Source organism: Pedobacter sp. HDW13, assembly GCF_011303555.1.
Taxonomy (GTDB): Bacteria; Bacteroidota; Bacteroidia; order Sphingobacteriales; family Sphingobacteriaceae; genus Pedobacter.
The window spans coordinates 4,458,315-4,476,017 of sequence record NZ_CP049868.1 but is presented as its reverse complement, the minus strand read 5'-3'; the positions used below and the strand labels follow the sequence as shown (position 1 = coordinate 4,476,017).

General features: G+C 38.9%; 19 protein-coding genes and 2 pseudogenes. 11 read left to right on the top strand and 10 right to left on the bottom strand.

Going from position 1 to position 17,703, the window contains the following annotated elements; genetic code table 11:
* Positions 1 to 156: 156 nt before the first annotated feature.
* On the bottom strand, positions 157 to 786 hold the full coding sequence (locus G7074_RS19045) for a hypothetical protein (RefSeq protein WP_166210566.1): 630 nt from the start codon (positions 784 to 786) through the stop codon (positions 157 to 159).
* Positions 787 to 877: 91 nt separating this feature from the next.
* Between G7074_RS19045 and G7074_RS19040 the strand changes: the two genes are divergently transcribed.
* The 6 genes from G7074_RS19040 (at position 878) to murA (ending at position 7,228) form a co-directional block, all read left to right on the top strand.
* Positions 878 to 2,554: a DNA polymerase/3'-5' exonuclease PolX gene (locus G7074_RS19040; protein WP_166210563.1), complete on the top strand. Its 1,677-nt coding sequence runs from the start codon at positions 878 to 880 to the stop codon at positions 2,552 to 2,554.
* Between the two features lie 108 nt (positions 2,555 to 2,662).
* Complete coding sequence (locus G7074_RS19035) at positions 2,663 to 3,265, top strand: DUF4254 domain-containing protein (RefSeq protein WP_124559621.1); 603 nt, start codon at positions 2,663 to 2,665, stop codon at positions 3,263 to 3,265.
* Between the two features lie 113 nt (positions 3,266 to 3,378).
* Complete coding sequence (locus tag G7074_RS19030; protein ID WP_124559620.1) at positions 3,379 to 4,410, top strand: glycosyltransferase family 9 protein; 1,032 nt, start codon at positions 3,379 to 3,381, stop codon at positions 4,408 to 4,410.
* Entirely contained in the window at positions 4,403 to 4,900 is a 498-nt protein-coding gene (locus tag G7074_RS19025) for a histidine phosphatase family protein (RefSeq protein WP_166210560.1), read from the top strand. The genes G7074_RS19030 and G7074_RS19025 overlap by 8 nt, the downstream gene beginning before the upstream one ends.
* A 224-nt stretch (positions 4,901 to 5,124) precedes the next feature.
* Positions 5,125 to 5,811, top strand: a complete 687-nt coding sequence (locus tag G7074_RS19020; protein WP_124559618.1) for a DUF4290 domain-containing protein — start codon at positions 5,125 to 5,127, stop codon at positions 5,809 to 5,811.
* A gap of 91 nt (positions 5,812 to 5,902) precedes the next feature.
* Positions 5,903 to 7,228 (top strand): UDP-N-acetylglucosamine 1-carboxyvinyltransferase, encoded by a 1,326-nt coding sequence (murA, locus tag G7074_RS19015; protein WP_124559745.1) that lies wholly within the window; start codon positions 5,903 to 5,905, stop codon positions 7,226 to 7,228.
* A 249-nt stretch (positions 7,229 to 7,477) separates the two neighbouring features.
* Here murA and G7074_RS19010 read toward each other — a convergent pair.
* The 9 genes and pseudogenes from G7074_RS19010 to G7074_RS18980 all read right to left on the bottom strand — a co-directional run bounded on the left by G7074_RS19010 (position 7,478) and on the right by G7074_RS18980 (position 14,044).
* Positions 7,478 to 8,838: pseudogene (locus G7074_RS19010) on the bottom strand (pyridoxal-phosphate dependent enzyme).
* Positions 8,839 to 9,120: 282 nt separating this feature from the next.
* Entirely contained in the window at positions 9,121 to 9,231 is a 111-nt protein-coding gene (locus tag G7074_RS28000; RefSeq protein ID WP_317125529.1) for a hypothetical protein, read from the bottom strand.
* A 69-nt stretch (positions 9,232 to 9,300) separates the two neighbouring features.
* Positions 9,301 to 10,032 (bottom strand): DNA-processing protein DprA, encoded by a 732-nt coding sequence (gene dprA, locus G7074_RS19005; RefSeq protein ID WP_370526653.1) that lies wholly within the window; start codon positions 10,030 to 10,032, stop codon positions 9,301 to 9,303.
* On the bottom strand, positions 9,945 to 10,214 hold the full coding sequence (locus G7074_RS27995; protein WP_317125526.1) for a helix-hairpin-helix domain-containing protein: 270 nt from the start codon (positions 10,212 to 10,214) through the stop codon (positions 9,945 to 9,947). The genes dprA and G7074_RS27995 overlap by 88 nt, the downstream gene beginning before the upstream one ends.
* Before the next feature lie 51 nt (positions 10,215 to 10,265).
* On the bottom strand, positions 10,266 to 10,532 hold the full coding sequence (locus tag G7074_RS19000; RefSeq protein WP_124559616.1) for a hypothetical protein: 267 nt from the start codon (positions 10,530 to 10,532) through the stop codon (positions 10,266 to 10,268).
* 148 nt (positions 10,533 to 10,680) lie between these two features.
* Complete coding sequence (locus G7074_RS18995) at positions 10,681 to 12,180, bottom strand: S41 family peptidase (RefSeq protein ID WP_166210557.1); 1,500 nt, start codon at positions 12,178 to 12,180, stop codon at positions 10,681 to 10,683.
* A 2-nt stretch (positions 12,181 to 12,182) separates the two neighbouring features.
* Positions 12,183 to 12,791, bottom strand: coding sequence for an HAD family hydrolase (locus G7074_RS18990; RefSeq protein ID WP_124559614.1), 609 nt, complete (start codon positions 12,789 to 12,791; stop codon positions 12,183 to 12,185).
* A gap of 1 nt (position 12,792) precedes the next feature.
* Positions 12,793 to 13,272, bottom strand: coding sequence for a hypothetical protein (locus tag G7074_RS18985; protein WP_124559613.1), 480 nt, complete (start codon positions 13,270 to 13,272; stop codon positions 12,793 to 12,795).
* Positions 13,273 to 13,394: 122 nt separating this feature from the next.
* Positions 13,395 to 14,044: pseudogene (locus G7074_RS18980) on the bottom strand (ABC transporter ATP-binding protein).
* A gap of 168 nt (positions 14,045 to 14,212) precedes the next feature.
* Between G7074_RS18980 and G7074_RS18975 the strand changes: the two are divergent.
* Genes G7074_RS18975 through G7074_RS18955 form a run of 5 tightly spaced genes read left to right on the top strand, consistent with a single transcriptional unit; the run spans position 14,213 to position 17,703 of the window.
* Positions 14,213 to 14,848, top strand: a complete 636-nt coding sequence (locus tag G7074_RS18975) for a hypothetical protein (protein WP_124559611.1) — start codon at positions 14,213 to 14,215, stop codon at positions 14,846 to 14,848.
* 1 nt (position 14,849) lies between these two features.
* Entirely contained in the window at positions 14,850 to 15,146 is a 297-nt protein-coding gene (locus G7074_RS18970) for a transcriptional regulator (RefSeq protein ID WP_124559610.1), read from the top strand.
* Positions 15,147 to 15,201: 55 nt separating this feature from the next.
* Entirely contained in the window at positions 15,202 to 15,507 is a 306-nt protein-coding gene (locus tag G7074_RS18965; RefSeq protein ID WP_124559609.1) for a hypothetical protein, read from the top strand.
* A 12-nt stretch (positions 15,508 to 15,519) separates the two neighbouring features.
* The gene (locus G7074_RS18960; protein WP_124559608.1) at positions 15,520 to 17,088 is read left to right on the top strand and encodes a DUF4173 domain-containing protein; all 1,569 of its coding nucleotides are present in this window, start codon (positions 15,520 to 15,522) and stop codon (positions 17,086 to 17,088) included.
* Between the two features lie 15 nt (positions 17,089 to 17,103).
* Positions 17,104 to 17,703 (top strand): hypothetical protein, encoded by a 600-nt coding sequence (locus G7074_RS18955; RefSeq protein ID WP_166210554.1) that lies wholly within the window; start codon positions 17,104 to 17,106, stop codon positions 17,701 to 17,703.

The following is a 17,703-nucleotide window of genomic DNA, read 5'->3' as shown; positions in this document are numbered from 1 at the left end:
TGATGTGAGATGGGGAATGTAAAACGGATGATGGGCTAAGGTTTTAAAAAAGGTACATGGTTGATAGCTCATGGCAAAATGGTTATCAACTATGATCTATCCACTATCCCCCATTCCACATCAACTGTCCTCCATCTTCCATTATACATACTACCCTTATTCCACTATTTTCCATTCGGGATGCAAAGTAAGATAAGTTGCATTAACAGCAACATTTTCTGGATGAACAGTTAAGGCTATACTTTTGCCTTTTAAAAACTCGAAACTGATTCCTCTTTTTTTCGAATCGTAAACCAATACGGTATCTTTTTGTGCATTCACGTAGCGGCTTACCTGCTTTAAATCCGGAAATTTTGATTGAAAGGCAGTTAGTGTGGTACCCAGCGAAAAACTATCGACGATTTTAAATTTATCAGAAGTAACTCTGATTTGTTTCACGTCTTTTACACGCATGCTGGTATCGCGGTAAGATGAGTAAACGGCAATTTCATTTCTTTGCCTCCCGGTCGAATCGTTTCCGTACCAAATTCCCCAGGCTTTACCCATGGCTGCATCACCAGCATCGGCCTTACCTAGTTTTTGGCCAACCTGTTCCATATCGGCGCCAATGGCAATTTCGCCAACCGAGCGGCCAGCCACAACCAAAAACCGTTCATCTGTAATTTGCCCTACCACTGTAGAAACATGGGTAAGCGAATCGTTCTGAACTGCCTGTTTACGGTTGGACGATTGGCAGCCTACTACACTTATACTTAGGGCCAAAAGGGCCATTTTTATCAATTTCATCCCTATTAAACAACACCCGGGCTAAATTGTGTTTATAAAATTAGCGCGGCTTGATCGTAATTTGAGGCATTATTTTCTAATTTTACAGCTTATGGAAAATAAAACCATCGCCCGTACTTTACGCCTTTTGTCGCAGTTAATGGAACTGCATGAAGAGAATCCTTTCAAGATCAAATCTATAGCAAATGCTTACTTCAAGGTAGATAAACTACCCTTTGCCTTAAAAGATAGGCCCATTGCAGAAATTGATAAAATTGACGGGATTGGTAAAGGACTGGCTTCCAAAATAATCGAATTGCTCGAAACCGGCGAACTGCAGGAGCTGAATGAAATTGTACAGCAAACACCAGATGGTGTGGTAGAAATGCTGGGGATTAAAGGCATTGGTCCGAAAAAGATCCTCATCATTTGGCGCGACCTGGGTATTGAAACCATTGGTGAATTGTATTACGCCTGCAACGAAAACCGCTTAATTGAAGCTAAAGGTTTTGGTTTAAAAACCCAGGAAGAAATTAAAAATGCCATCGAGTTTAAACTGGCAGCCAATGGAAGGTTTTTATATGCCCAGGTTGAGGGTTTCGCCCAAACCCTGTTTACGCAACTATCAGAATGGTTGGGGAAAACAGATAAAGATTCGCTTCTAGGCTTTGCTGGTCAGTACCGCCGCGCCTGCGAAATTATTGATGAACTTGAAATTGTAATTGGTGCACATGATCTGGAGGCAGTTAAACTCAACCTGCCAGCTTTTGAACCACTCACGCTAACCGAAGCTGAAAATGCTTTCGTTTGCACTACTGAGGCAGGTTTCAGAATAAAAATCCACGTGGTTGAAAAATCAGTTTTCTATTTACAATGGATTAAATTAACCGGAAATACCGAGCATGTAGATAAAGTTTTAAAATTAGCTGGCGAAGGGCCGTTTGCCAATGAGGAAGAAATTTATAGTAAGGCAGGTTTAGCTTTTATTGTACCCGAACTGCGCGAAGATTTCGACGAAATTGAGCTGGCTAAAGCCAATCAGCTTCCAACATTAATTCAGCACAAAGATTTGAAAGGCAGCTTGCACAACCACTCTACCTGGAGCGATGGCGTACATACACTGGAGCAAATGGCGGTTTATTGTAAAGATAACCTGAACCTGCAGTATCTGGGTATTTGTGACCACTCTAAAACTGCCGTTTATGCAAAGGGCTTAAACGAACAGCGTGTTTTTGCGCAGCACCAGGAAATTGATGAACTGAATAAAAAACTGGCTCCCTTTAAAATTTTTAAAGGTATTGAGAGCGATATCCTGAGCGATGGTTCTTTAGATTATCCGGATGAAATTTTAAAAACTTTCGATTTTGTTGTGGCCTCAGTACACAGCAATTTACGCATGGACGAAGCCAAGGCAACCGCCCGCTTGTTAAAAGCAATCGAAAACCCTTATACCACTATTTTAGGTCACCCAACAGGCCGGTTACTACTGAGCAGGGCCGGATATCCGATTGATTATAAAAAAATTATCGATGCCTGTGCGGCCAACAAAGTGGTTATCGAAATCAATGCTAACCCTTTACGTTTAGATTTAGACTGGCGCTGGCACCGTTATGCGCTCGAAAAAGGCGTTTTATTATCGGTAAATCCAGATGCACACCGCACCGAAGGTTTCCATGATATGCACTATGGTATTCTGGTTGCACGCAAAGGCGGTTTAAGTGCCGATAAATGTTTAAATGCTTTTTCTTTGGAAGAGATTACAGCGTATTTTGAAAATAAGAATGGTTAATGGAAAAACAGGGTCTGATTGATGTTGTTTCAACCCGTCAGGAAAAATCTGTGTAATCTTATAATCTGTGTAATCATCCCGTAAGGAATCTTTTAATATCTTTGCCCCATGATAAGTGAAATTGCCAACCGCATATTTAATGAAGTAATTACAGACTACCACAAGTTTGACAATATTGACCAACCGGTTGAAAACCCATACGATGCCGAAAGTTTAGAACATCTTTTTTACGTTAAAAACTGGATCGATACCGCACAATGGCACATGGAAGATGTAGTGCGCAATCCAAACATTGATCCTGTAGAAGGTTTAAGCTGGAAAAGACGCATTGATGCGCAAAACCAGGTGCGTACTGATATGGTAGAGTTTATAGATGGTTATTTCTTAAATCTTTATCAGGGTGTTTCGGCTCTGCCTGATGCAAAAATCAATACAGAAAGTCCAGCATGGGCAATTGACAGGCTTTCTATTCTGGCACTAAAAATTTATCACATGCAGGAAGAAGCTGAACGTGAAAGCGCATCGGCCGAGCACCGCGCCCAATGCCAAACCAAGCTTAATGTTTTGTTATCGCAACGTGAAGATTTATCAACCAGTATAGATGAATTATTGGCTGATATTGAGGCTGGTAAAAAATACATGAAAGTTTATAAGCAAATGAAAATGTACAACGACCCAAGTTTAAACCCGGTGTTGTATAATAAAGCATAATTCCTCTGAATCGTCATTGCGAGGCACGAAGCAATCCTACAACATTTGCTATTCAAAACCCATAGCATTAAGATTGCTTCGTGCCTCGCAATGACGGACAACGAATAAAAACTATGGCCGCAACCCAAAAAATTATCGTTTTACGTTTTTCGGCTATGGGCGATGTAGCCATGGTGGCCTCGGTGTTACACGAATTTGTAACACAAAATCCAGGCACTGAGCTGATCATGGTGAGCAGACTAGCGTTCAAGCCATTTTTTGCGGGTATTCCTAATCTCATTTTTCATGCGATTGAACCCAAAACCATTCACAAAGGAATTGGCGGCCTTTACAAGCTTTTTCAGGAACTTCGCAGCTATAAACCTGCTGCAATAGCCGATTTACACGATAATTTAAGAAGCCGGGTAATTTCCACCTTCTTTCGTTTAGCCGGCACTACAATTAAGCGCATTGACAAAGGAAGAGATGAGAAAAAAGCATTAACCCGCACTACAAACAAAATTTTTAAGCCATTAAGAAAAACAGTAGAGCGTTATGCCGATGTTTTTCGGGAGTTGGGTTTTGAACTTAAGCTCAGTCATCAGATTAACAGATCAGTACAAGACTTACCCGAAAAAGCAAAAGAATTATTTGCCGATCATGGTACAAAAAAAATCGGCATCTCTCCTTTTGCACAGCATATTTATAAAGTTTACGATTTGGCTAAAATGGAAAAATTAGTAGCCTCTCTGAGCAATCTGGGTTATCAGCTTTTTATTTTTGGCGGGGGTAAAACCGAGCAGGCAGTTGCCGGAGAATGGGCAAAAAAACACGCCAATACCCATAATTTAATTGGCAACTACAACCTTACCGAAGAACTGGCCATTATTTCGAACCTCGATTTAATGGTAAGCATGGATTCGTCTGGTATGCACATGGCTTCATTGGTTGGTGTGCCCGTTGTTTCTATTTGGGGACCAACGCATCCTTATGCTGGCTTCCTTGGCTATGGGCAATCGGAAAGCGATTGTATTCAGATCGATCACCCGGCCAGACCAAATTCCATTTACGGAAACAAACCCTGCCTTTGCGGTGTTGAAAACTGTATAGATTTAATCGAACCTGAAACAATTGTAAATAAAATTAAGGAGAAACTCAATGGCTAAGCAATTACTATTGGTCCGTCATGGAAAATCGGATTGGGGAAATTTAGACTTAAAAGATTTCGACCGGCCTTTAAACAAACGTGGAAAAGAAAATGCGCCAGAAATGGCCGAACGCCTGGTAAACAAAGGTTTTAGACCCGATTTATTGGTGAGCAGTCCTGCAAAAAGGGCAAAATCAACCGCCAAATACTTCGCCGAAGCTTATGGTTTTGACCAAATCCAATTCGAAGCAGCTATTTATGAAGCCAATACAACTGCCTTGCTTAAAGTGGTTAATGCATTGGATGATGCAGCCGATAAAGTGCTGATGTTTGGGCATAATCCGGGCTTTACCGATTTTGCGAACGAACTCTGCAATGCCGATATCTACAATATTCCAACAGCAGGTCTGGTATTTATTACTTTCCCCTTTGATTCGTGGGAACTGGTAAGCCGCGGAACGGGGGAATTAATCTTTTTCGATTACCCTAAAAATACCGATGAAATTTAGGCAATACTTAGCCACGGATTCACAGATTAACACGGAAAATTATTTTGATTTATAACTCTTGACTTCAGTCGACACAATTGAGCATATTAAAATAATTTTATTACCTTTGAGTATATAAAAACGAAAGTCCGGCAATAGACATTTCGGTGAATTCATAACCTAAACTCTTCTGGTTATTTCATAATTCGTATCGCCGGAATATTTATCCATTAATTTATCTATACATGAGTTTTGATTATAATACTACACGTAGCCATTTAATTTTATCGGAATATGGCCGTAACGTACAAAATATGGTAAAGTATATCTGCGAATTACCAACCATTGAAGAACGTAATAAATATGCCCAGGCGGTTATCGACCTGATGGGATTCTTGCAACCGCATTTACGTGATGTTGCCGATTTTAAGCATAAACTTTGGGATCACCTGCACATTATTTCTGGTTATCAAATTGATGTAGATAGTCCTTATCCAAAGCCTTTGATCGAGAATGCCTATATTAAACCAGAGCCCCTGGCCTACCCGCAACAACGCATTACCTACAAACATTATGGTAAAACCGTTGAAAATTTAATTGAAAAAGCCATGCGAGAGGATAACCCTGAGATTAAAAAAGCCATGGTTCAGAGCATTGCCAATTTTATGAAAATGGCTTACGTTACCTGGAACAAGGATAATGTAAGCGACGATACCATTATTAAAGACCTAAGATACCTTTCTGGTGGTTTGCTTGAGCTTGAAGAAGGCGTAAATCTGGCCAAAGTAGAGTTCAGGGCTCAAAATCCGCGACAAAATAATAACAACAACAATAACCGCGGCAGAAGCAACAACAATAATAACAATGGCAAAAATCGCCAAAACAACAATAACAACAACCGTCAACGAAATAACAACAAACCTAAATATTAAAAGCACATTGTCTTGCTGGTTTCAGTATCTCCAAATCAGCTATTGAATTTATTCGGTATGACACATGAATTTAGTTAAAGAAGAAACATATATGAACGCATTTGAAATAACAGGCGGAATTAAATTAAAAGGCGAAATTACCCCCCAGGGAGCCAAGAACGAGGCTTTACAGATTTTATCGGCGGTGTTACTTACCGAAAAAAAGGTAACCATTAGCAATATACCCGACATTAAAGATGTAAACAAACTGATTGAGCTACTGGGCGATTTAGGTGTTACAGTAGAGCGTATTGATAAGGATACCTATACTTTTGAGGCCAAAAACATAGATTTAAACTTTTTCGAATCGGAAACTTTTAAAGCTAAAGGTGGTGGTTTACGTGGTTCGATTATGATTGTTGGCCCGCTATTGGCCCGTTTTGGTAAAGCAGCAATCCCGAAACCAGGTGGCGATAAAATTGGTCGCAGAAGGTTGGATACACACTTTATCGGTTTTGAAAAATTAGGTGCCAAATTTGTTTACGACAGCAAAAAATCTTTCTTTAATGTTGATGCCACCAACTTACAAGGTGCCTACATACTGTTAGATGAAGCATCAGTAACCGGAACAGCAAACATTGTAATGGCAGCTGTTTTAGCTAAAGGTACTACCACCATTTACAATGCAGCCTGCGAACCTTATTTGCAGCAACTTTGCAAAATGCTTAACCGCATGGGCGCAAAAATTTCGGGCATTGGCTCTAACCTGCTTACCATTGAAGGTGTTGAAGTATTAGGCGGAACTGAGCACAGAATGCTACCTGATATGATCGAAATTGGTTCGTTTATCGGTATGGCGGCAATGACTGAATCAGAAATCACCATTAAAAATGTATGTTACGATGAGCTTGGTGTAATTCCTGAAGTTTTCAAAAAACTGGGTATTAAATTAGAGCGTCGTGGCGATGATATTTATGTTCCTTCGCAAAAGCACTACGAAATTGACACCTTTATCGATGGTTCTATTTTAACCATTGCCGATTCACCCTGGCCAGGTTTTACCCCTGATTTATTGAGTATCGTTTTGGTTGTAGCCACACAAGCTAAAGGAAACGTGCTAATTCACCAGAAAATGTTCGAAAGCCGTTTATTCTTTGTTGATAAACTGATTGATATGGGCGCACAAATCATCCTTTGCGATCCGCACCGTGCAACGGTTAACGGTATTGATAAGAAATACAAACTTCGCGGTATCAGCATGACTTCTCCTGATATCAGAGCAGGAGTTTCCTTATTAATTGCAGCTTTATCTGCAGAAGGAAAATCAACTATTTATAACATCGAGCAAATTGAACGCGGTTATCAGGATATCGATACCCGTTTACGTGCCTTAGGCGCGCAGATTAAGCGTGTAAATGCAGATGCACCTAGCCATTAAGGTTGAAGGTTTAAAGGTAGAGGGTAAAAGGTAAAACCCAAAGCCGATAATAGTGCTAATAAAAACGCCCAGGTAAAAATTAGCTGGGCGTTTTTTGTTGATTTTCGTCATTGCGACGCACGAAGCCTGCCTGCTGCAGGCAGGCAATCTTACAACGAACGGTATTCGAAAGCTAATGCATTAGGATTGCTTCGTACCTCGCAATGACGATCAATTTATCGGTCTGTGTCTCCACAGACAGAAACCGTTCTATCCAGAAATGGCATTTATAATATCATATTGCGTGATAATCTCAATTTTACCAGATTCATCCTCAACCAATACTGCAGAATTTTCTTTATTAATTAACGACGAAATTTTATCGATCGAAGTATTCAGATCAACAAAAGGAAAAGTAGCAGTCATAATTTCAGCAATAGGAGCAGATTTTAATCCCGGATTTTCAAGCAGGGCAGATAAAATATCGCTTTCAGCAATTTTACCCACAATCATTCCCTGTTGGGTAACCGGAATTTGTGAAATGTTCATCGATTTAATGGTATTGATTGCCTCTAACACCGATTTTTGAGCATCTAAGGTTACAATTTCTGTGCTTTCTTTCTTGGCCAGAATCGATTTAGCCGTAAGTTTTTCATCTTGTAAAAACCCGCGCTCGCGCAACCAGTCTTCGTTATACATTTTACCCATGTAGCGGCTTCCATGATCGTGGAAAATTACCACCACCACATCTTCGGGCTTTAATTTATCTTTTAACTGGATTAAGCCACCAATGGCAGCACCAGCAGAGTTACCCACAAAAATCCCCTCTTTACGGGCAATATCACGGGTCATTAATGCCGCATCTTTATCGGTAACCTTTTCAAACAGATCGATTACATCAAAATTAACGTTTGCCGGAAGAAAATCTTCGCCAATACCCTCAGTGATATAAGGATAGATTTCATCTTTATCAAAAATGCCGGTTTCTTTATATTTTTTGAAAACCGAACCATACGTATCGATTCCCCAAACCTGAATATCAGGATTTTTCTCTTTTAAATATTTCCCTGTTCCGGAAATGGTACCACCAGTACCAACACCAACCACCAGGTGAGTAATTTTACCCTCAGTCTGCTCCCATATTTCGGGACCAGTTTGTTCATAATGTGCCTGCGAGTTGGCTAAATTATCGTACTGGTTTGGTTTCCATGAATTAGGAACCTCGCGCTCCAAGCGCGAAGAAACTGAATAGTAAGAGCGTGGATCTTCTGGTTCTACGTTGGTAGGGCACACAATTACATCAGCTCCAAAAGCACGTAAAGCGTCAACCTTTTCTTTCGATTGTTTATCAGTTGTGGTAAAAATACATTTGTAACCTTTAATAATGGCTGCCATAGCCAGGCCCATCCCTGTATTTCCTGAAGTTCCTTCGATAATGGTGCCCCTGGTTTTAGCTTACCACTTTTTTCAGCCTCCTCAATCATTTTAACCGCCATACGGTCTTTAATGGAGTTACCTGGATTGGTAGTTTCTATTTTGGCCAGAATTGTACCCGGAACATTCTTAGTAATTGTATTTAATTTTACCAATGGCGTATTGCCAATTGTTTCTAAAATATTATTGTACCACATGCTACAAAATTAAGCAAAGGCATTAAGTATTTTACAGACTAATACATATTTGAAACATAATTTTAAAAATTCAATTTTTAAAAAATTTAATTCCATAATCTATAATTATGATAGGCATTATAGATTGATTATTGGGCAAAACACAATATTGTCTGTTTAAAGCAGATCTGCTTACCTGCTTTATTTGAGATTTTTGGCAATGATCAGCGCTAATAAATCTGATAATATAGATGGAATAACAGAGCACCAAACCATAGAATAGGAACCTCCTTTTCGGAAAATTTAAAGCAGTTTATAAATTTTACCCGGCAAAGAAACAATATTCCCCTGCATTTCGAGTGTAAGAATAACAATGGCCAATTTGCTTTGCTGAATATTGGTTGCAAGGGACAACTCATCAATAGAGAGCTGCCCTTTTTGCAAAGCATCTACTACTTTTTGTTCGTTGGTGGTAAAGCCTAACTACAAAGTGGCTTGCACATGCGTTTTCTTTTCGGGCACCTCATTACCCCAACCCAAATAATACATCAGGTCTTTAGGGTGGTTAATTAACCCTGCACGGTTGGTTTTAATCAGGAAATTACATCCTTCAGAGTACACATCGTTGGTACGACCAGGGAAAGCATACACATCTTTATTGTAAGAATTGGCAATCTCGGCAGTGATTAGTGCACCTCCTTTAATTGATGCTTCTATTACCACTGTAACATCGGCAATGCCGGCAATAATGCGGTTACGCTGTGGGAAATTTTGCCTGTCGGGGTTGGTTAAAATAGGGAATTCGGAAAGCAGGCCTCCATTTAATACCATCTTTTGCGAAACGGCTTTATGTACCTGCGGGTAAAGCCGGTCTAAACCATGGCCCAACACACCAACAGTTGTGGTTTGATTGGCGATGCATTCTTTGTGTACAGCCACATCAATACCATAAGCCAGGCCGCTCACCACCAAAACATTATAAGGTGCCAGCACTTCACATAACTGCCTGCAGAGGTTGCGACCGTAATCTGTGGCATTTCTGGTGCCTACAATACTGATAATCCTTTGCTGGTTTAAATTGGCATTACCTTTAAAATACAGTAATATGGGCGCATCGAAACAATTCTTTAAACGTTTCGGGTAATTCGCTTCCGAAAAAAAAGTACTTCTATACCGTGCTTTTGTACGAAGGCAAGCTCCTGTTCGGCGCGTGATAATGCATCAGTAGCTAAAATAGCATCGACTGTTTTGGCACCAACACCTGGAATTTGCAGCAATTGTTTTTTAGATCCCGAAAATACCGCTTCGGCACTACCACAATAGCCCAAAAAATTTTTAGCCGTAACCGGCCCGATAGATTTAATAAAAGTTAAGGCAATTTGATGAAGTGTACTCATTATGTATAAGGTTAAATAAATGCGGGATGATTTATTTTCCTTATAGCAGCCTTAAAAATCAATATCAATTAAGCTTTTTAGCGGAATATGAATATTGTTTTTAAGCTGAATATAGTTATCTGTAACCGACCAAACTGTAGTATCTACCCTCTTCGGACCAATGGTGGTATTAAATGTAATTACAGCTTTCGATTTAAATTCGTTTCCAAGCCGTTGTGCTTCACCAAGCTTAGTTTTTAATTCACTGGTGTGATCTTCTTTTGCGTTGATGATATTTAAATAGCCGATATGTTCCTTTTCTACAATTTCTACTGACATGGTATCTCTTTAACGATTAATGTTAAACAAGCTTATCGATTTTTTCAAAAAAAAACAACCAAAATTTACTCCTTTTGTGTAATAATTTAAATTAAAAAAAAGCTGAAACCGGATTTTACCAGTTCAGCCTTTCAAAAAATATAGTTAATTACTTAAACCTCAGCTTTCTGGTTTCTACCATTCCTTTAAACCCATGATCGAGCTTTTCGTTGGCTGCATCAATTTGTTGTCTAACCGCACCAGAAGTACTGCTAAGTGTATTATCTTTAGCTAAAGCAGAAAAATTATTGTTTGCAGAATAGTATAAAGCCTGTGCCAGCATTTTTTCTGAAGGGTCTCCAAAATCTTTTGTTAAATCATCTGCAACATCTTTATCAACAGTCATACCTGCAAAATATTCACCTTGATCCAACTGGTTCTTGGTTTGAAACTGCGGGATGTACAAATCATTTTTATCAATCCGGATAGAGAAGAAACCTACTGGCTTGCCGTATGTTGTTTTGCCAATCAATTTCACATCCAACACCGGCTTTAAATTGTTAATTAATAGCTCACTGGCTGAGGCTGTGCTTCTGGTAACCAAAAAATAAACCCTGGTTAAACCGTTTAAAGCACCACGTTTGGCAAAAGTCTCCTGATTACCGGCCGCCATTGTTGGCTTATAAGAATAATCGAAATAAGAATACAGCCTGGTTACACCATCGTTGCCTTTGGCATAAAATTTCTGGTTCTGCAAAATCGTTGCGTTGCCATCCTGCATGGTTTTGGTCCAGTATGTAGTGTACATAATTTTACCATTTTGGGCAGGAGGTGCAATTAAATTAGTAAACAATTCGGAAGTAGCTACAGAACCACCGCCATTGTACCTTAAATCTACCACCAGCTCAGTAACCCCATCGGTTGTAAATTTTGTAAAAGCAGCATCCAAAGCTGTTGATGCATTGGTAGTAAAACTATTAAATACAATGTAACCAATCTTTTTTGCCCCAACCGTGTAGGTATTGCTAAACAAAACAGGATTGATATTGTAGCTGCCGCGGTTAATCACAACATCTTGTGAAGTTCCGCCTGGTTTTAAAAAGCTTAATGAAATTGACGGATTATCGCCAAATATTGAAGCATTTAAATTGGAAATATCGGTACTGCTCGATCGTGAAGTGCCACCGCCGTTAACTTTCGTAAGCTGGTAACCCCGCTTTAACCCTTGCTGATCTGCCGGAGAGCCTGGATAAACATAGGTTACCCTTAACAGATCGGAGGCATCAAAATTAGCAGAAAAACCATAATCTTCGCCAGCACCGCTTAGTTGGCTTGCTACAGATCCATCATCAATAAAAGAATATTTATCTTTCCCACCCGTACTTGGCAGCGCTTTAAATGCAGCTATTATGGCATTATTTGAGCTGTATTGCCTCGGGTTAAAAGTATCGTAATTGGGCATGCCCACATTCCAAAAATAGGTTTGCTTGGCATATAAAAAAATCGAATCTTTAGTTAGTAACGACCTATCTTTTGTTGGTGTTTGCAACAAGTTAGATTCAACAACAGCATCGGGCTCTGTTTTGCTTTTTTTACAAGAAACAGTGCAGCCAACCGCTACAATCAAAGCGCCCAAAAATACATTTTGTGAGAAAGATTTTCTAAACATATTTATTTGTAAATTTCTAGTGACACAATATACGGCAAATTAACTAATTTAGATTGTTCTTCATCAAAATTATTTGCACCAACAACTAACGCTTCATTTGGCGATAAATTATTGTCGTTTAGTATCTTCTGGAAAATTTCTGCTTTTGACTGGTTTAGTTCATCACTAAAATAAACGGTTAGGTATTGTTCCAAACCATTCCACTCGGTTTGCTTTATTTTGTTGAGCTGCTGTTCGGCATTTCCTGCTGTTACAATACATATTTTTTTACGGTCTACAACCAGTTCCTGCATAAACGACAGCATATTTTTATAAAGCAAGAGCTTTAAAGGCAGGCGCGCATTTTGATGTAACAAATCAAAATTGTACTTGTACTTGCTGTCTATGCCAAATTGTTTGGCTGTGTTTTCGAAAAGTTGTGTAGTACCTGCTCTTTCGTATTCAGCTCGCATAAACTCAATAATTGGTCCTGCCCCCTTTTGCTCGCTATATTCAATAAACTGTGCAAACAGGTAATAAACCTGTAACAGATAATCCTTTTCGGGAAAAAGTACATTATCGAGTTCGAAAATAACCAGCTGCTTATCTTTTATATGTTGATTAACATCCATATTATATTGTAAAAAGTTTTAATTCATCGTCTGCTACCTGATAACCAAATACGCCATTTAATTTTTCTTCAGTCCTGACAAAAATTTCCTTACCACTTGCAAAAACACATTCGCCACCTACAAAAACAGCGAAACTTTGAAATGTAGTTTGCTCGGGTCCCAAATATGCTGCTATAGAATCAGCATCGGGCAATAAAACCTGAATGCCATATTCGCCAAAAAGCACAGCCGATTTAGCCAATGGTTCAACCTCGTAACGGTGCAGTGGAATAATGCAATCGATACCCTCAGTAATGCAAAAATTCAATAAAATGTGCGCAATACTGTCTTGATTAAGTACGCCTAAAGAGGTGAAAGCATACTTTTCGGTAGCAATGGCTGCCACCTCGCCATAATCGGCAAGCAAAACAAAATGATTCGGAAATGCCTTCATCAGCTTCAAGGCTTTTGCGTTGTTTCCTCCGGTAATGAGTATTTTCAATGTTGAATAATGAATTGGTTAATGATTAAATTTTGAGTGAGAGAATTAGATAGTGATTGATTTTTTGAATAAAAGAATGTTTTTTGTATTTCTCCCAAAATCTTGCAATTCTTTAATCCTGGTTATACGATTAGCCCGTCTTTCATCATCACCACCCTGTCGCTTGTTTTTGCTAGATGTTCATTATGCGTAACAATTACAAAGGTTTGTTGAAAGTTATCGCGCAAACTAACAAACAACTGGTGTAGGGCTGCAGCATTTTCAGAATCAAGATTACCCGAAGGTTCATCGGCCAATACAATTGATGGGTTATTAATCAGTGCCCTTGCGATGGCTACACGTTGCTGCTCGCCCCCGATAATTGATTGGGCTTGTGATGTGCCCTATCCTTCAGTCCAAAAAGCTCAAGCAATTCCAGCGCTCTATTTTCGGCCTGTTTTTTATTTGTTTTGGCAATGAAAGCTGGAATACACACGTTTTCAAGCGCACTGAATTCGGGTAACAAATGGTGAAACTGAAATACAAAGCCAATGTTTTTATTGCGGAAAGTACTTAATAAATCGCCACTTAAACCGCTGATTACCGATCCTTTTAATTCAACAGCGCCCGAATCAGGTTTATCTAAAGTTCCTAAAATATGTAGTAAAGTACTTTTTCCGGCACCAGATGGCCCTATTATACTCACAATCTCTCCTTTTTGCACTTCAAAATTAACTCCCTTCAGGATCTGCAGATTTCCGTACGACTTTTTTATTCCAGTGGCTTTTAGCATGTGTCAAATTTAGTAAAAAAGCTTAAAGGCTAAAGCTGAAAGACCAAAGACCAAAGCGAAAAGACTCACTCGGGCTAACTTATCTCATCCTGATACTATCCATCCAAAAAAATAAAATTTGCAATTATCATTTTCTTATTTAACTTTGAAAAACAAAGCACTTTTAAAATGAGCAACTCAGAAGAACAGCTAAATGCATTAAAAGATATCAGGCAAATGATGGATAGATCGTCGAGGTTTATTTCATTGAGTGGTTTATCTGGCGTTTTTGCCGGCGTTATTGCATTAATTGGTGCTTATTTTGCGCATGATGAGATTGACAAATTTGTAAATAAACGAGGTTATGGCTATGGTGTAAGCGGAGAAATGGACCTCGAATTTAACCTCATTAAGCTTGGTGTATTTGTTTTGGTGATTGCTTTGGCCGGTGGTATTTTATTTACTTACCGCAAAAGCCAGAAAAACAACTTGCCCATCTGGGATAAAACTTCGAAATCTTTACTGATTAATTTGTTTACACCCCTGGCTGCAGGTGGTCTATTCATTATTGCCCTACTCCTCAACCATCCAAATACCTATAGCATTATTGCGCCAACCTGTTTAATTTTTTACGGATTATCGCTAATCAATGCCAGTAAGTACACCTACAGCGATATCCGTTACCTGGGTTACTGCGAAGTTATTTTGGGCTTAGTATGCATGTTTTATATTGGCTACGGACTCTTTTTCTGGGCATTTGGTTTTGGCGTTTTACACATTATTTACGGATTGGTAATGTATTTTAAATACGAAAGAGGCCAATAAGATGAAGAACCCGATAGCAGATTTAAACAAGATTTTCGATAGCAGGATCAGGCTGGGCGTAATGTCTGTACTGATCGTGAACGATGAGATCGGCTTTAACGATTTAAAACAGATGCTTGAACTTACTGACGGTAACCTGGCTTCGCACCTCAGCACTTTGGAGCAAGCAGAGTTTATTAAAGTACACAAAGGTTTTATTGGTCGCAAAACCAGTACCACCTACTCTATTACCGAATTGGGCAAGCAAGCTTTTAAAGCGCACTTAGATGCCCTCGAAAAAATGATAAAAAAGCTGTAAGCAATTTTTTTTAATTAATTACTTTGAAATTCAAAGCACTTTTAAAAACATAAAAATGGAAGAAACAATAGAACCTCAAATGAATTATGTAGGCAAACGAATGGCTTATTATTCTGCGCTTATCGGCACACTGATTTTAATAACCTATCTAATATCTCATGCTGACTTTTTAGCTGTAGTAGGAGTCATTTATATTCTCAGCGCAGCTGTCGTAAATACATTGGTACTGATAGTAGTCTTAATAGAACTTATCTGCAACCAATCTTCCTGGAGAAGTTCAGTGGTTACTATCATTTGCATGTTGTTAAACATTCCCTTAGTTATCATCTATATTTTTTTAATAAGCTATTTCAATTTTTAAACCTTAAACATAATGAAAACGAAATCCAACTTTTTACTGCTTTCTACCCTGCTCGGCGGATTGCTTTTTAGCTACATCTTCTGGGAAGAGTGGCTGGCTTTGAACCAACTGATTTATAGTATTTTTATTATAGCAGTTACCCTCTTCAACAGCGAGGTAGCCAAAAGCAACAAATTCAAAATTTATGCTTTGGCTCACTTGCTGGCGGCAGTGCTTGTCGTAGTAAACAATTCGGTACTAACCAGCGTAAGTTATTGTATAAGCCTCTTGTTCTTTGTGGGCTTTGCCCATTATCAGGCAGTACGTACCATTTACATTGCGGCATTGGCTACTGCGCTTCAGATCATTACTGTACCGGCAACTTTAATTAAAAGGCTCTCTGAACTTAAGATTGGCAAATTTGATTTGAAACCCGTATTTAAGCCCATTAAGTACATCATACTTCCGCTATTTATCATTTTCATATTCACTGCGATATACAGTGGCGCCAACCAAATTTTCGGGCACTATTTGGAAACAACTTTCACCGGGATTTATAATTTCTTCAATAACATTTTCGGTTTTATCTTCCGGGATTTAAGTCTTCCACGTTTTATGCATTTCTGCTTCGGAGTATTTTTAACTGCCGGATTAATTATCACTTTTTACAACAAAAGCATTGAAAAACTTGAAGCCAGCTGTAACGAAAAATTATTAAGGATAAGACGGAACAAAAAACCAAGAAGCATCTGGTACGAAGTTGCCCACACTTTTACCAGCCAGATTATCACTAAAAAAATGGCCCTGAAAACCGAATATATCATCGGGCTCATATCCTTTATTTCGTTAAACCTCCTGCTCTTATGTGTTAACTTGATCGATATTTCTACGCTCTGGTTCGGTTATAAACCAGCAGGTAATTTCTCAGCCGACTTGCACGACGGCACAAACGCCTTAATTTTCAGTATCATATTGGCCATGGCAGTAATTTTATATTTCTTCCGCGGCAACCTTAATTTTTACCATAAAAGCAAAACCCTAAAAAGCTTGGCTATTGCCTGGATGGTGCAGAATTTTATCCTCATCATTTCCGTGTTCATTCGTGATGGCTATTATATCGAATTTTATGGTCTCACCCACAAGAGAATCGGTGTTTTGGTTTTCGCTATCCTTTGTATCATTGGCCTGGCCACCGTTTACCTCAAAGTTGCGAAAGAGCGAACCTTGTTTTACCTGTTTAAAGTAAACGGAAATATCTGGTTTGTACTTCTGCTTGCTTTCAGTCTCGTAAACTGGGATGTTTTTATTGCCAAATATAACCTGGCGCATAGCGATGAGGTTGCAGTAGATGCCGATTACCTGCTATCGTTATCTGATAAAACGTTGCCTTTATTGGATCAAAATCGTTCAAAACTGCATTACATTCCAGCAAAAGACCTTTACCGAAAAGAAATTGCCAAACCAAAAACCACACAGTTTTATGGCGAACTACTGGACGAGCGCATTGGTTATTTTAAAGAACGCTATCAAACGGTAAGCTGGCTATCCTGGAATTTGCAGGATTGGAATACAGCGAAATATTTTGGGGTTAATGAACACTAAAAAGTCAATAACAGAATGAACAGAATTTTAAAATTATGTTTGATAGTGGTGGGCTCAGGAGCAATTTTCTTTATAGGTTACTTGATTTGGGGGTATTTAACTTTCTTCTCGATGTTCGATCGAACATATAGTAAGAAGGATTTAATAGAAAATTATAAAATCAAAAGTAAAGAAATTTATGAAGCGCAAGGATATGCAAAATCTATAATACCTACAGGAAAGAAGGTTACAATAGAATTTGAAAACGATCAGTCATTATTTATTTTCCACCTTTCTGATAAAAACAGCGACTCCAGAAACTGGAGTCTCAGCACAAATGATAAAAAAACAGATTCACTTTTGAATGTATTGGGCTGGACAAAACAAACTTTGACCACATTGAAAGAAAAGTTAGACCTCGCCAACTGTATTTCAATAGAAACCGGGGAGCCTTTCACAATCGGTTATCAGAGAAGCGGCATGGGCATGTATTTCTATAATCTATTTGACAAACCACTAACCGATAGCTTAAAAAAAGTATACAACGATGGTTGTGCATACATTTTATATAATAATAAAGTTGCCCTGGAGTTTGGTGGAGGCGCAGTTGGACAGCAATGTTTTGAGAAACCTTAA

Coding starts and splice junctions, on each gene's coding strand:
- G7074_RS19045 (WP_166210566.1), bottom strand. CDS start 786: ATGAAATTGATAAAAATGGCCCTTTTGGCCCTAAGTATAAGTGTAGTA.
- G7074_RS19040 (WP_166210563.1), top strand. CDS start 878: ATGGAAAATAAAACCATCGCCCGTACTTTACGCCTTTTGTCGCAGTTA.
- G7074_RS19035 (WP_124559621.1), top strand. CDS start 2,663: ATGATAAGTGAAATTGCCAACCGCATATTTAATGAAGTAATTACAGAC.
- G7074_RS19030 (WP_124559620.1), top strand. CDS start 3,379: ATGGCCGCAACCCAAAAAATTATCGTTTTACGTTTTTCGGCTATGGGC.
- G7074_RS19025 (WP_166210560.1), top strand. CDS start 4,403: ATGGCTAAGCAATTACTATTGGTCCGTCATGGAAAATCGGATTGGGGA.
- G7074_RS19020 (WP_124559618.1), top strand. CDS start 5,125: ATGAGTTTTGATTATAATACTACACGTAGCCATTTAATTTTATCGGAA.
- murA (WP_124559745.1), top strand. CDS start 5,903: ATGAACGCATTTGAAATAACAGGCGGAATTAAATTAAAAGGCGAAATT.
- G7074_RS27995 (WP_317125526.1), bottom strand. CDS start 10,214: ATGAGTACACTTCATCAAATTGCCTTAACTTTTATTAAATCTATCGGG.
- G7074_RS19000 (WP_124559616.1), bottom strand. CDS start 10,532: ATGTCAGTAGAAATTGTAGAAAAGGAACATATCGGCTATTTAAATATC.
- G7074_RS18995 (WP_166210557.1), bottom strand. CDS start 12,180: ATGTTTAGAAAATCTTTCTCACAAAATGTATTTTTGGGCGCTTTGATT.
- G7074_RS18990 (WP_124559614.1), bottom strand. CDS start 12,791: ATGGATGTTAATCAACATATAAAAGATAAGCAGCTGGTTATTTTCGAA.
- G7074_RS18975 (WP_124559611.1), top strand. CDS start 14,213: ATGAGCAACTCAGAAGAACAGCTAAATGCATTAAAAGATATCAGGCAA.
- G7074_RS18970 (WP_124559610.1), top strand. CDS start 14,850: ATGAAGAACCCGATAGCAGATTTAAACAAGATTTTCGATAGCAGGATC.
- G7074_RS18965 (WP_124559609.1), top strand. CDS start 15,202: ATGGAAGAAACAATAGAACCTCAAATGAATTATGTAGGCAAACGAATG.
- G7074_RS18960 (WP_124559608.1), top strand. CDS start 15,520: ATGAAAACGAAATCCAACTTTTTACTGCTTTCTACCCTGCTCGGCGGA.
- G7074_RS18955 (WP_166210554.1), top strand. CDS start 17,104: ATGAACAGAATTTTAAAATTATGTTTGATAGTGGTGGGCTCAGGAGCA.